Below are 12,651 nucleotides of genomic sequence, written 5' to 3'. Positions count from 1 at the left end.
AGAAATGTCTTTCAGCGCCGAAACTAAGGATGAATTAGCGCGCATCGAAGAAAAGAAAAGATGTTGCAATGTGGCCGAACTTGCAGCACTTGTGCGCATGGATGGGACCTTGCAGATCTCTAATCAAATCTACGCACTGAACGTGACTACAGAGAGTGCTCCCGTAGCTCGCAAGGTATACCGACTGGCCAAGAACCTATTGGGTTTACCGGTGGATATTATGGTGCGCAGGAAGCTGCGCTTAAAAAAGAATAATTCCTATATGGTTAAAATCTATCCAAGAGTATTAAGCGATTTTCAAGAGCTGGGGCTCATTGATGAAGAAGGGGAAATCCTCCCGGGTATACCCAACTTTCTTGTCAAGAAGAAATGCGATAGAATTGCTTATTTACGCGGAGCCTTTCTGGCCGGTGGATCCATAAATAATCCTGAGGGAACATATCATTTAGAGATTATCACCAATGACGCTCTTCATGCGGATGCCCTCTGCCTACTACTCAATCGGTTTCAGTTGGGTGCTAAAGTGAGTCTGCGTAAAAATTGGCATGTGGTATATATTAAGGAAAGTGAACATATTGTTAAATTCCTTGCTCTCATCGGTGCTCATCGCGCACTTTTAGAGTTTGAGAATGTTCGCGTGCTTAAAGATATGCGCAATCAAGTCAATCGTTTAGTCAACTGTGAGACAGCCAATCTCAATAAGACAGTAGATGCAGCTGTAAGGCAAGTGGAAAATATCCAGAAGGTAGCGAATACTATTGGTCTTCAAGCGCTCCCGGATCCAATACGGGAAATAGCTGAGCTGCGACTGGAATATCCCGATGCAAGCCTCAAGGAATTGGGGGAAATGTTGAACCCGAAGGTAGGCAAATCCGGAGTGAATCATCGCCTACGCAAAATAGACGAGCTCGCTGATAAGCTAGAGGAACGGCATAAGCAGGTGGGGAGAGGAGGATAATTGTGCGCATAGGGTATAGTCTAAACCTAGAGCAAACACAGAAGTTAGTCATGACTCCGGAGTTGCGCCAAGCGATTGCTGTACTGCAGCTATCAGCCCTTGAACTTTCTGATTATGTGGAACAGCAGATGTTGGAAAACCCTCTCTTAGATGTCGTTGAAGATTCCGGTGACAAAGGAACGGACAATTCTCAAGAAGATACCCCCCCTCTGGAAAAGGAGGACAATCCGGCAGATAGCGACTGGGATATGAACTGGGAAGACTATTTTCAGCATCAGGAGGAACGGATATTCAGAGAGTATGACCCTGATGCCGGGCAGAACAAAAGGTTCGAGCCCTTTTTAGCAGCGGCCCCCTCCCTTCAAGAGCATTTGCTTGAACAGATTCATATCCAAAGGGCATCGGCCCCTCAAGATTTACTTGAATATATTATTGGGAATTTAGACGAAAATGGTTATCTGCCTCTTTCCTTAGAAGAAATAGCTAAGCAGTTTCAGCGCCCCCTTGAGCAAGTGAAAACGGGACTAACAATCATCCAAGGTTTGGACCCCTTAGGTGTGGGGGCTAGGAATCTCGAAGAATGCCTGAGACTACAGCTTCCTTTGCTTAACCACTACCCGCCCGAGATGCCGAGTTTTCTCAATCACCTCGAGGATTTGGCTGCTGGGCGTTTACAAAAGATTGCCAACCAACTTAAGGTAACTCCTCTGCAGGTACAGGCAATGTCAGATCTCCTCCGCACTCTTGATCCTAAGCCCGGTCGGCGGTTTTCCGGGCCGGGAGAGGTTCGTTATATTATTCCGGATGTGGTGATTGAGGAAGTCGAAGGAGAGTTTATTATCCTGATCAATGACGTTACCGTACCACGCCTAGGCATCAATCAAACCTATAAAAAAGCCTTGAGTCAGAACAGCGAATCAGAGACCCGTAAATTTGTGGAGCAAAAACTCAATGCTGCTGCTTGGCTCATTCGCAGTATTGAGCAGAGGCGTCTGACCTTATATAAAGTCGCTGATGCTCTTGTTCGGCGCCAAGAGGAATTTTTACGACAAGGTATTCGCTACCTAAGGCCTCTCAATCTCAAAGATATTGCCGAAGAAATTGGGGTTCATGAATCTACTGTGAGTCGGGCAACAGCCAATAAGTATGTGCAGACCCCCCGCGGGATTTTTGAATTCAAGTTCTTTTTCGCAACCGGTTTAGGAAGCGAGGAGGGCATGACCACAGAAGCAATTAAGCAAGCTTTAAAGGATATCATTGCTACGGAAGATCCTAAGGTTCCTTACTCAGATCAGAAGCTCACCGAAATACTCAAGGAAAAAAACATGAAGATTTCACGCCGAACCGTAGCAAAATACCGTGACGAACTAGGTATCCCTTCAACAACTTTGCGCAAGCGGTATTAATAGGTGGCTCGACGTTTGGATAGTGTGTATTCTAAAGATTCGGGAATATAATGAAAATAGAGCCACAGATTGGGTTAGATAATCTAGAACAATTTGTGGTTTTTTATCAAGACTGCGGACAGGTCCTCTTGAGCGACCCCTCCAAAGAGCAACCCCAGATGCTATGGGACGAGAAGATTTTATAGAGGAGTGTTGGGGATGATGTTTACGCGGCTGAGCGGGTATGATCGGGCATTAATGGAGATAAGGACGATGATTCTCGAGCTTGCCCAAGGGGTGGAGGATCTCTTGAGTAGAGTCCTCAGCAATCTAGAAACCCCTGACGCTTTGCAGGATATGGACTGGCGTAAAGAAGATGATCAAATCGATGCTATGAGAGACAAAGTGCTCAAGCGCATCCTCGAGATGATGACCCTTCAGCAAATCAGGACCCAAGACCTTTGTTTTTTACTGGGCTATCAGAGAATAGCCCAAGAGCTGGAAAGAATCGCCGATTATGCCTGTGATATTGCTGAGCTTGCTGTGCTCAGTTCTAATATGGAGCATATTGAGGAAGTTCTTCAAATGGCCAATCAAACCCAGCAGATGTATCTAAAAGTAAAAGAGACAATTGATAATGAAGAAGATAACGTAGAAGCTTTGGATCAAATGGACGATGTGTTGGATACTACTTATGGGTTTTTACAAAGGCAATTTCTCATGGGTGGCCAAAGTGAGAAAACAGGTTCGTTAGCATTTGCTCTAATTTTTGCGCGGACTATGGAGCGCATGGGTGATCATATCTTAAATGTGGCAGAGGCTCAAGTCTATATAAAGACAGGGAAAAAGTTCTAGCTAGGGGTGATCAACATCAATTTTAGTGCATGGGTTGCTTTCCTAGGTGGATTAGGAATTTTCATGTTTGGGGTACATACGACTGCTTCCGGCTTGCAGATGTTTGCAGCCAATCGACTTAAAGAACTACTTGAATCCCTCACCAAGAAGACCTACTTAGCAGTGCTATTTGGAATCATCATGACAGTAGCCTTTCAAAGCAGTACGGCTACCACCGTCCTTGTGGTGGAATTTGTCAATGTGGGTCTGATGAGTCTTGGTCGGGCCTTAGGGATTGTTTTGGGCTCAGCTTTGGGTACTTCACTCTCCATCCAGCTCATTGCCTTCAAAATGCTTAATGTGGCCTTGGGTTTCATTTTTGTTGGTTTTATCCTCTACCTCATTGTGAAAACGCCTCATATAAAGCCCTTAGGCCAGGCCATGATAGGTTTTGGTCTTATATTCGTGGGAATATCCATTATGTCCGGTGCCTTTGCTCCTTTAAAGGATGTGCCTCAGGTTCAAGAATTTCTTGCCCAATTGGGAGCTAAGCCCTTCTTCGGAATCCTTGTGGGTCTGGTTCTTACAGCCCTTATGCAGAGTAGTACTGCTACAGTAGCCATTCTGATTTCCTTGGCTGATCAAGGCTTAATTAATCTCGGTGCGGTTATACCTTTGGTTTTAGGAGCTCATATCGGTGGCACAGTGACGACGCTAATCTCGACATTGACGGCGCAGAAGCAGGATGCCCGTCGAGTTGCCTTGGCCAACACCCTCTACAAAGTCCTAGCCACCCTTCTCGTTCTCCCCTTTTTGCCTGAAGTTGCAGATCTATTAATCTGGATGGGAGGAGATCTTAAGCGTCAGGTGGCTAACTCTCATCTTGTCTTCTCAATCATGATGATCATCCTCTTTATGCCACTGAATAACTGGATTGCTAAAGTTATGGTTCGAATTTTGCCTGACTCTTCTCAAGGCATAAAAAAAGTTCAGTTTAAATATGTGGATGAAGCATCTCTGGAAGTACCCGCCATCGCCTTAACACAGATTCACCTTGAAATTCAAGGAATGGGCAAGGTCTTACGGGAGGAGCTGATGTCGCAGATTCCTACCGGCGTTTTAGAGATGCGTGCCCTGCCGGGTAAAGGTTCACCTCTAGAGCAAGAGTTCCAATGGTATTATCAGCATATTTTCCGCTTTCTGGCTGATTTGTCTGCTAAAGAAGTAACTGCCCAGCAACATGAAGAAATTCTTAATACCCAATTCATTCTCAAAGAATTTCAATATGTTGGGGATGCCTTATTTGACCTGTCCGATCATATTCAAAACGTAACGAAGGAAAACCGACTGGAAACCGAAGGAATTTGGCGAGATATGAAGGAACTTTATGAAACTGTGCTGAATAATTACAATCGAATGCTAGGAGCACTAAAGTCATGGGACAGGGATTTGGCAGGAGAAGTCATTCGTGAACACCCTGACGTTGTTCGTCTGCAGCGAGCTTTACAGTTTGGAATCTTGGCCAAAACAACGCAGTGGGAGAACCTAGATATCGTGAATTTGCTTTATCGCATCGATAAGCATAGTGTTAATATTGCCCAAGTCGTGATGGGATTGGTCTAAAGAGTAAGATTTTCCTTTGGCGGTATACTAAGATGATAGAAAGTGCTAAACTAATACACGGTGAATTCTTCGTTATGCAAGTCTACCTAAGGACTTTGCTTTACAAGGAACGACTTCTAGCGATTAGTTTGGTACCGCGTAGCTTATTTAGCGGACGATGTAAACAAAATCCTGGAGATACTCCTTAGGATATAACTCCGCTTAAGCGAACACCGCAGTACCCGATTAACGCCTACAAGCAAATATACATACACTTACATATAATAGCGAACTAGTGAAGCAAAAAAGGAAAGGAGAAACATATATAATGGTTAAGAAAGGGCTTAAGGATATCACGGTACAGGGGAAACGCGTTTTTGTGCGCGTTGATTTTAATGTGCCGATGGATGATCATGGAAATATAGCTGATGACACGAGGATTATAGCGGCTTTGCCGACGATTCACTATTTAATCGGAGAGGGTGCCAAAATCATTCTTGCTTCGCACTTAGGACGTCCCAAGGGAAAAGTGGATCCGGAATACTCCCTTGCCCCCGTAGCCCAACGCCTAAGTGAATTGCTTGATCAACACGTTTCCATTGCCCCGGATTGCATCGGACCGGAAGTAGAAAAGGAAGTAACGCAGCTAAAAGAAGGAGAGATCCTCCTCCTTGAGAATGTGCGATTCCACGCAGAGGAAGAAAAAAATGATCCTGAGTTTGTCACAAGTCTTGCCAGCTTAGCGGATGTTTTTGTTAATGATGCTTTCGGTACAGCCCATCGAGCCCATGCCTCTACGGAAGGAATCGCCCATCGAATTCCCGGTGTTGCCGGTTTCCTGCTTCAAAAAGAGATTGAGAGCATGTGCCACGCCATGGAAGCTGCAGAGCGGCCTTTTGTGGCGATCATCGGTGGAGCTAAGGTGAGTGATAAAATCGGTGTCATCGAGAACCTCCTTAACAAGGTGGACGTTTTGATTATTGGCGGAGGAATGGCGAATACATTTCTCAAAGCTCAGGGGTACCGGATGGGGAAATCCTTGGTTGAAAATGATAAATTGCCTTTGGCCCAGAAAATCCTCTCTAAGGCCCAAGAACGGGAAGTCAAGATTCTTTTGCCTCAGGATGTTGTAGTGGCTGAGGAATTTAAGGACGACGCTCCTTATCGCATTATCCCCATCACCGATATAAGTGAAGATGAGATGGCTTTAGATATCGGACCGGAAAGTGCCGGAGCCTTTAGTGAGGCCATAGTAGAGGCCAAGACGATTGTTTGGAACGGTCCCATGGGTGTTTTTGAGATGGACAATTTCTCCAGAGGAACTGAACGGGTTGCCCAGGCCGTAGCCAAATGCCCGGGCATGACCATTGTGGGCGGCGGAGATTCTGTGGCGGCTGTCGATAAAATGGGCGTCGCTAATCAAATGAGCCATATTTCCACAGGTGGAGGAGCTTCTCTAAAGCTCTTGGAAGGAAAAACCTTACCTGGTGTAGCAGCGCTTCAGGATAAGTGACTCTTAAGTCAACTAGGAGATTATTGAATCATTATTTGAAGGGAGCTAAGTCCATGTCCATACGACATCCTATTATCGCAGGCAACTGGAAAATGAACAAAACGATCCGGGAAGCTCAGGACTATGCGGGAAGGCTGCTCGGTCTTTTGGGAGAAACCACCGAGATTGATGTTGTGGTGTGTGCTCCCTTTACAGCCCTTAGCACCCTCAAGGATGAATTGGAGGAAAGTGTTATCCATATCGGGGCTCAGGATCTGTCCTTTGCTGGCAATGGTGCTTATACGGGTGAGATTTCCGCTGCCATGCTGGTGGATACAGCCTGTACTTATGTCATTATCGGACATTCAGAACGTCGGGTAATCCTCCGGGAAACCGATGAAGAGATTGCCAAGAAGGTGAAGGCAGCTCTCAAGGCAGGGCTTACCCCGATTCTCTGTGTAGGGGAAAACTTAGCACAACGTGAGGAAAGTAAGGCCTTTGCCATCGTTCGCAGCCAGGTGGAAAAGGATCTCCCTGATCTATCTCCCGCTGATTTGAAACGTGTGGTCATAGCCTATGAACCCATATGGGCGATCGGAACCGGTAAATCAGCCACCAGCGCTGATGCACAAGAAATGTGCACTATGATTCGTTCTACTTTAGCAGGAATTGCCGGGGCGGTTGCCGATGAAGTAAACATTCTCTATGGTGGAAGTGTTAATGCCGATACGATTGTCGAGCTCATGGCACAACCGGATGTGGATGGAGCCCTCGTGGGTGGCGCTAGTCTCGATCCGGAAGGATTTGCAAAGCTCGTTCTTAACGCGGTGACTGCCTTATGAAGCCACTTGTTTTAATGATTCTTGATGGATGGGGCTACAGTGCTCAGGCAGATGGCAATGCGATTGCTCAGGCCCAAAAACCCCATTTTGATCGCTTGTCTAAAGAATATCCTCATACGTTCATCGTAGCTTCCGGGGAAGAAGTTGGATTGCCCACCGGGCAGATGGGGAACTCGGAAGTAGGGCATTTAAATATTGGAGCCGGACGGGTAGTTTTCCAAGAATTCACTCGGATTTCTAAGGCTATACGAACTGGAGAATTTGCTCGAAATCCCGTATTGAAAGAAGCTATGGAGCGTGTCAATGATGGGAACAATGCTTTGCACCTGATGGGTTTGCTCTCTAATGGAGGGGTTCACTCCCATATCGAACATCTTTTTGCTCTCTTGGATATGGCGAAAGAAATCGGTGTGAAAAAGGTATTCATTCATGCTTTGCTCGATGGTCGGGATGTGCTGCCTCAAAGTGCTAAAGAATTTATGACCCAGCTCAATGTAAAGTGTCAGGAACTAGGTGTGGGGAAGGTTGTGACCGTGAGTGGTCGCTATTACGTTATGGATCGGGATCAACGTTGGGAACGCGTTGAAAAGGGTTACCGCGCCCTAGTGGATGGCGAAGGATTAAAGGCACCCAACCCCATGGCTGCTATTGAACAGGCCTACGATGTTCGAATCACCGATGAGTTCGTATTACCTACAGTTATTGTGGATGGGGAAGGCAAGGCGATTGGAACTCTGCAGGATGGAGACAGCGTGATCTTTTTTAACTTCCGATCGGATCGGGCTCGAGAGATTTCCAGCGCTCTTGTGGATGCGGAATTCGAAGGGTTTGCAAGAGGTAAAAGGAGAAATCTTCATTATGTAGGTATGACAGAATATGATGAGCGACTGAATATCCCTGTAGCTTTTCCTTCTCAGAACTTAGAAAACACCCTAGGAGAAATTCTGGCCTCTCATAATAAAAAGCAACTTCGTATTGCAGAGACTGAAAAATATGCTCATGTCACCTTCTTTTTTAATGGCGGTGTGGAGGATCCCTGTGAAGGGGAAACTCGCTGTTTGATACCCTCGCCACAGGTTGCTACCTATAATTTGCAGCCCGCCATGAGTGCCTTTGACATTACGGAGGAATTTTTAAGGCGGCTAGAAGCCGAAGAATATGATATCATTATCCTGAACTTTGCTAATTCGGATATGGTTGGACATACAGGTGAATTTGCAGCTACAGTTCAAGCGATCGAGGCTGTTGATCAATGTATTGGGCGAATTGTTCCGGAGGTTTTAAAGCGCCAAGGGGCGGTGATTATCACAGCAGATCATGGTAACGCGGAATCCAAAGTGGATTTACAAACGGGTCAGCCTATGACAGCCCATACCACTAATCCCGTGCCCTTTATCTTGGTCAGTAACCAACTCAAAGATAAAACCCTGCGTGAAGGAGGAGCACTTCAAGATGTGGCTCCTACTATTCTCGGACTCATGGGGATTGCACAGCCTCCTGAGATGACGGGGAAGTCCCTATTGGACGAGTGGTCTAGTAATTAAGTGGTTTTGTCTATATCAATCTTCTAGTGGAATACTATTATTGGGAGGATGGTTTTAAAAATGAGCTACATCGAAGAAGTCTACGCCCGCGAGATTCTTGATTCCCGCGGTAATCCCACCGTTGAGGTGGAGGTTGTCCTAGAAGACGGAGCTATGGGCAGGGCAGCTGTTCCCTCTGGTGCATCCACGGGAGCTTTTGAAGCTGTGGAGCTTCGTGATGGGGACAAGGGACGTTATCTAGGCAAAGGGGTTCTCCAAGCCGTAGATAATGTGAATGAAATTATTGCCCCAGAAATTGAAGGGCTCAATCCCTTTGATCAACCGGCTATTGATCGGGAATTGATAGCTCTGGATGGAACTGAGAACAAAGGTAAGCTCGGTGCCAATGCGATTTTAGGCGTTTCCTTAGCCACCGCGGATGCTGCGGCTGAATCCATCGGACTTCCTCTTTACCAATACTTAGGTGGCGTCAACGCTAAGGAACTTCCTGTACCGATGATGAACATCTTAAATGGCGGTCAGCACGCAGATAACAACGTGGATATTCAAGAGTTCATGATTATGCCTGTGGGGGCAAAGAGTTTTAGAGAAGCCTTGCAAATGGGAACCGAAGTGTATCATAGCTTAAAGGCTGTCTTAAAGGAAAAGTCACTGGCCACCGCCATTGGGGATGAAGGGGGCTTTGCTCCTAGCTTAGAATCCAATGCGGATGCACTTCTGGCGATTATGGACGGTATTCAACGTGCTGGTTATACTCCCGGAAAAGACATTGCCTTAGCGCTCGATGTAGCGGCTACCGAACTCTATAAAGATGGTAAGTATCATTTAGAGGGAGAAGGGCTGACCAAAACGACAGATGAAATGATTGCCTATTTAGAAGAGCTTACGGAACAGTACCCCATCGTTTCCATCGAAGATGGTCTATCCGAGGAGGATTGGGAAGGGTGGAAAAAGCTCACCGAGAGACTAGGAGATAGGATTCAGCTGGTGGGAGATGACTTATTTGTAACCAATCCGGCACGTCTGGCCCGTGGAATCAAAGAGAAGTGTGCTAATTCTATCTTAATTAAACTGAATCAAATTGGCACCCTTACGGAGACTCTCGATGCTATCGAGATGGCCAAGAGGGCCGGCTATACGACGGTTATATCCCATCGTTCCGGAGAGACAGAGGATGTCACTATGGCCCATGTAGCTGTCGCCGTGAATGCCGGTCAGATCAAAACCGGAGCTCCGGCTCGAACTGAGCGGGTAGCCAAATATAACGAGCTACTACGGATTGAAGAAGAACTTGGTGAAACAGGGATTTATCGTGGTCAAGAAGCCATAGGGCGCTGAACGAGACCTCAAGTCTGTTGCTAATCGTTTCAAATCTACTATTGACCTATCTTCTATTGCCTTTTGCCAAATTTCTGTGCTAAAATAGCGGTACTGACTATATCAAATAGAAAACCGCCACTTAAGCAGCCTAGGCAAGTCGAACAGGAGAGAAGTGGCGGTTTACCTGATATAGGAATATTAAAGGGTTCCGACTGGTTTTGTTTAATTTGTTTTGGAGGTGAATCTGATATGGTAATTTTCCTCACTATACTATTGGTCGTTAGTTCCTTAGGCCTAATCGCCACAGTCTTACTTCAATCCGGCGTTAGTGCAGGTTTGGGGGCGATTGGTGGAGCCAGTGAGTCTTTCTTTGGTAAAAAGAAGGGATTAGATGCTGTTTTTCAAAAGTTGAGTATTATCTCAGCCGTTGTTTTTCTGCTGAGTTCATTAGGGGTAGCCTATCTTATAAGATAAGTTAGGGCTCCTTTTCCTTTTTCACTATGGAGGGCGGCCACCTTCGTCTCAGGACAATAAGTAGGTCGGTAGTGTCGACCTGGTGCTGGCCAAGTTTACTTTAAACTTGGTTCATACATATTAATTAAGTTATTTTTAGGAGGTTTATTGACAATGGATTTTGCTTCAATGCCTGTTTGGGCTATCCTGGCAGGTTTTGTTGGGCTGGCGGTTGCCTTCTTCTTTGCAAGAAGCGTTTTAAGTGAAAGCCCAGGAAATACACGGATGCAGGAAATTTCCCAGTACATCCAAGAGGGTGCCATGGCATTCCTTAATCGCCAGTACAGGACATTAATTCCCTTTGTAATTATTATCTTTATTATCTTAACTTTTGCGAAGAATTGGCAAACTGCCGTTTCGTTCCTAGTAGGGGCAGTGCTTTCTGCTGTTGCCGGATATGTAGGGATGGGAATTACCACTCGCGCTAATGCCCGTACTACCGAAGCAGCGCGGACAAGCCTCAACAAAGCCTTGGGCGTATCATTCCGTGCCGGAGCCGTTATGGGTCTTTCTGTAAATGCTTTAGGTTTGATTGGTGTTGCGGCCCTGTATTTATGGTTTAAAGACGCTGAGATTATTAACTCCTTTGCCTTTGGAGCCAGTGCTATCGCCCTGTTTGCTCGTGTCGGTGGAGGGATCTTTACGAAGGCTGCTGACGTTGGTGCAGACTTGGTGGGTAAAGTTGAAGCCGGAATTCCAGAAGATGACCCTCGTAATCCCGCCGTTATCGCCGATAACGTGGGTGACAACGTCGGTGACACCGCTGGAATGGGAGCTGACCTTTTCGAATCCTATGGTGCAACCACTATTTCAGCAATGTTGATTGGTGTTGTTGTCTTCAATACTCTTGATGCCGGTGCACCCGGACTCATGCTTCCGCTGATGATCGGGGTTGTAGGACTTTTTGCTTCCATCATAGCTAGCTTCTTTGTTCGGACAGGGGAAGATGCGAATCCACAAACAGCCTTGAACAAAGGATTATGGGGTACTAACCTTCTAACAGCTATTGGATCTTTTGCAGTAGTCCATTGGATGCTTCCTGAATCCTTCCAAGTGAGCGATACTTTAACCTTAACCCCGAATGGCGTCTTCATCGCCATTATGAGTGGTTTAGTCGTGAATATCCTTATCGGTCTGTTTACTGAATACTATACCTCTAATCAGAAGCCCCCTGCTCAAGCGATAGCTAAAGCTTCTGAGACCGGAGCTGCTACCAATATTATTCAAGGTCTGGCAGTGGGTATGAAGAGTACAGCCCTACCGATCATCACGATCTGTGTTGCAATTTATGTCTCTTTTGAAGTGGCAGGAATCTTTGGTATTGCTATGGCTGCTATGGCTATGCTCTCTACAGCAGGGATAATCGTGGCCATCGACTCCTTTGGACCGGTTGCTGATAATGCCGGTGGTATTGCGGAAATGGCTGAGTTAGATCCCAGTGTCCGCCAAACTACCGATAAGTTAGACTCTGTAGGTAACACGACAGCTGCTGTGGCTAAAGGATTTGCCATCGGCTCTGCAGCCTTAACTGCCCTAGCCCTGTTTAGCGCCTTTTCTGAGCTTGCTCACTTGGAGCAGCTTGATCTTCTCGTCCCGACGACAATCATTGGTTTATTCATTGGTGCTGCACTACCCTTCCTCTTCTCATCCTTCTGTATGGAAGCGGTCGGGAAAGCTGCTTTTGAAATGATCGGTGAAGTACGTCGCCAATTCCGTGAGATTCCTGGTATCATGGAAGGAACAGGAAAGCCAGATTATCGGGCTTGTGTAGATATCTCCACGAGAGCTGCTATTCGTCAAATGATTGTTCCTGGTCTCTTAGCCGTAGGCTCACCCATCCTCGTCGGCTTCTTGCTTGGGAAAGAAGCCTTGGGCGGTATGCTGGCCGGTGGAACCGTTGCCGGAGTGCTCATGGCTATCTACATGGCTAATGCTGGTGGTGCTTGGGACAATGCTAAGAAGTACATCGAAGCAGGAAACCAAGGCGGTAAAGGAACACCGACTCATGCTGCTGCAGTTATTGGGGACACTGTCGGTGACCCCTTCAAGGATACAGCTGGTCCTTCCTTGAACGCACTGATTAAGGTTATGGGTACCATCTCGCTGATTATCGCTCCGTTCTTAATCTAAACGAAAATTGTTGAGTCGGGGGCATCGCAAA

Annotated in this window: 11 protein-coding genes; all 11 read left to right on the top strand. The window is 46.4% G+C overall.

Features of this window, described 5'->3' with window-relative positions; all coding sequences use genetic code 11:
- Positions 1–4 precede the first annotated feature (4 nt).
- The 11 genes from whiA (at position 5) to DESDI_RS16315 (ending at position 12,620) form a co-directional block, all read left to right on the top strand.
- Complete coding sequence (whiA, locus tag DESDI_RS16360; protein ID WP_015263726.1) at positions 5–958, top strand: DNA-binding protein WhiA; 954 nt, start codon at positions 5–7, stop codon at positions 956–958.
- A gap of 2 nt (positions 959–960) precedes the next feature.
- Positions 961–2,364 (top strand): RNA polymerase factor sigma-54, encoded by a 1,404-nt coding sequence (rpoN, locus tag DESDI_RS16355; protein WP_015263725.1) that lies wholly within the window; start codon positions 961–963, stop codon positions 2,362–2,364.
- 50 nt (positions 2,365–2,414) lie between these two features.
- On the top strand, positions 2,415–2,549 hold the full coding sequence (locus DESDI_RS18475; protein ID WP_015263724.1) for a hypothetical protein: 135 nt from the start codon (positions 2,415–2,417) through the stop codon (positions 2,547–2,549).
- Between the two features lie 13 nt (positions 2,550–2,562).
- Positions 2,563–3,198, top strand: a complete 636-nt coding sequence (locus DESDI_RS16350) for a phosphate signaling complex PhoU family protein (protein WP_015263723.1) — start codon at positions 2,563–2,565, stop codon at positions 3,196–3,198.
- Between the two features lie 6 nt (positions 3,199–3,204).
- Entirely contained in the window at positions 3,205–4,800 is a 1,596-nt protein-coding gene (locus tag DESDI_RS16345; RefSeq protein WP_015263722.1) for a Na/Pi cotransporter family protein, read from the top strand.
- A 307-nt stretch (positions 4,801–5,107) separates the two neighbouring features.
- Entirely contained in the window at positions 5,108–6,292 is a 1,185-nt protein-coding gene (locus tag DESDI_RS16340) for a phosphoglycerate kinase (RefSeq protein ID WP_015263720.1), read from the top strand.
- Between the two features lie 53 nt (positions 6,293–6,345).
- Positions 6,346–7,113, top strand: coding sequence for a triose-phosphate isomerase (tpiA, locus tag DESDI_RS16335; protein ID WP_015263719.1), 768 nt, complete (start codon positions 6,346–6,348; stop codon positions 7,111–7,113).
- Positions 7,110–8,657, top strand: coding sequence for a 2,3-bisphosphoglycerate-independent phosphoglycerate mutase (gene gpmI, locus DESDI_RS16330; protein ID WP_015263718.1), 1,548 nt, complete (start codon positions 7,110–7,112; stop codon positions 8,655–8,657). Before tpiA ends, gpmI begins: the two co-directional genes overlap by 4 nt.
- A 60-nt stretch (positions 8,658–8,717) precedes the next feature.
- The gene (eno, locus tag DESDI_RS16325; protein WP_015263717.1) at positions 8,718–9,995 is read left to right on the top strand and encodes a phosphopyruvate hydratase; all 1,278 of its coding nucleotides are present in this window, start codon (positions 8,718–8,720) and stop codon (positions 9,993–9,995) included.
- A gap of 231 nt (positions 9,996–10,226) precedes the next feature.
- Complete coding sequence (gene secG / locus DESDI_RS16320) at positions 10,227–10,451, top strand: preprotein translocase subunit SecG (protein WP_015263716.1); 225 nt, start codon at positions 10,227–10,229, stop codon at positions 10,449–10,451.
- A gap of 153 nt (positions 10,452–10,604) precedes the next feature.
- Positions 10,605–12,620, top strand: a complete 2,016-nt coding sequence (locus tag DESDI_RS16315) for a sodium-translocating pyrophosphatase (protein ID WP_015263715.1) — start codon at positions 10,605–10,607, stop codon at positions 12,618–12,620.
- The last annotated feature ends 31 nt before the right edge of the window (positions 12,621–12,651 follow it).

Origin of the sequence: Desulfitobacterium dichloroeliminans LMG P-21439, from assembly GCF_000243135.2 — a bacterium.
GTDB lineage: Bacteria > Bacillota > Desulfitobacteriia > Desulfitobacteriales > Desulfitobacteriaceae > Desulfitobacterium > Desulfitobacterium dichloroeliminans.
Note: the sequence above shows the minus strand (reverse complement) of the source record. Positions and strands in the feature narration are given on the sequence as shown.

Bases quoted from the DNA above. Each gene is read 5' to 3' on its own strand.
- DESDI_RS16315 (WP_015263715.1), top strand. From the start codon at position 10,605: ATGGATTTTGCTTCAATGCCTGTTTGGGCTATCCTGGCAGGTTTTGTT.
- DESDI_RS18475 (WP_015263724.1), top strand. From the start codon at position 2,415: ATGAAAATAGAGCCACAGATTGGGTTAGATAATCTAGAACAATTTGTG.
- gpmI (WP_015263718.1), top strand. From the start codon at position 7,110: ATGAAGCCACTTGTTTTAATGATTCTTGATGGATGGGGCTACAGTGCT.
- whiA (WP_015263726.1), top strand. From the start codon at position 5: ATGTCTTTCAGCGCCGAAACTAAGGATGAATTAGCGCGCATCGAAGAA.
- eno (WP_015263717.1), top strand. From the start codon at position 8,718: ATGAGCTACATCGAAGAAGTCTACGCCCGCGAGATTCTTGATTCCCGC.
- DESDI_RS16350 (WP_015263723.1), top strand. From the start codon at position 2,563: ATGATGTTTACGCGGCTGAGCGGGTATGATCGGGCATTAATGGAGATA.
- DESDI_RS16340 (WP_015263720.1), top strand. From the start codon at position 5,108: ATGGTTAAGAAAGGGCTTAAGGATATCACGGTACAGGGGAAACGCGTT.
- tpiA (WP_015263719.1), top strand. From the start codon at position 6,346: ATGTCCATACGACATCCTATTATCGCAGGCAACTGGAAAATGAACAAA.
- secG (WP_015263716.1), top strand. From the start codon at position 10,227: ATGGTAATTTTCCTCACTATACTATTGGTCGTTAGTTCCTTAGGCCTA.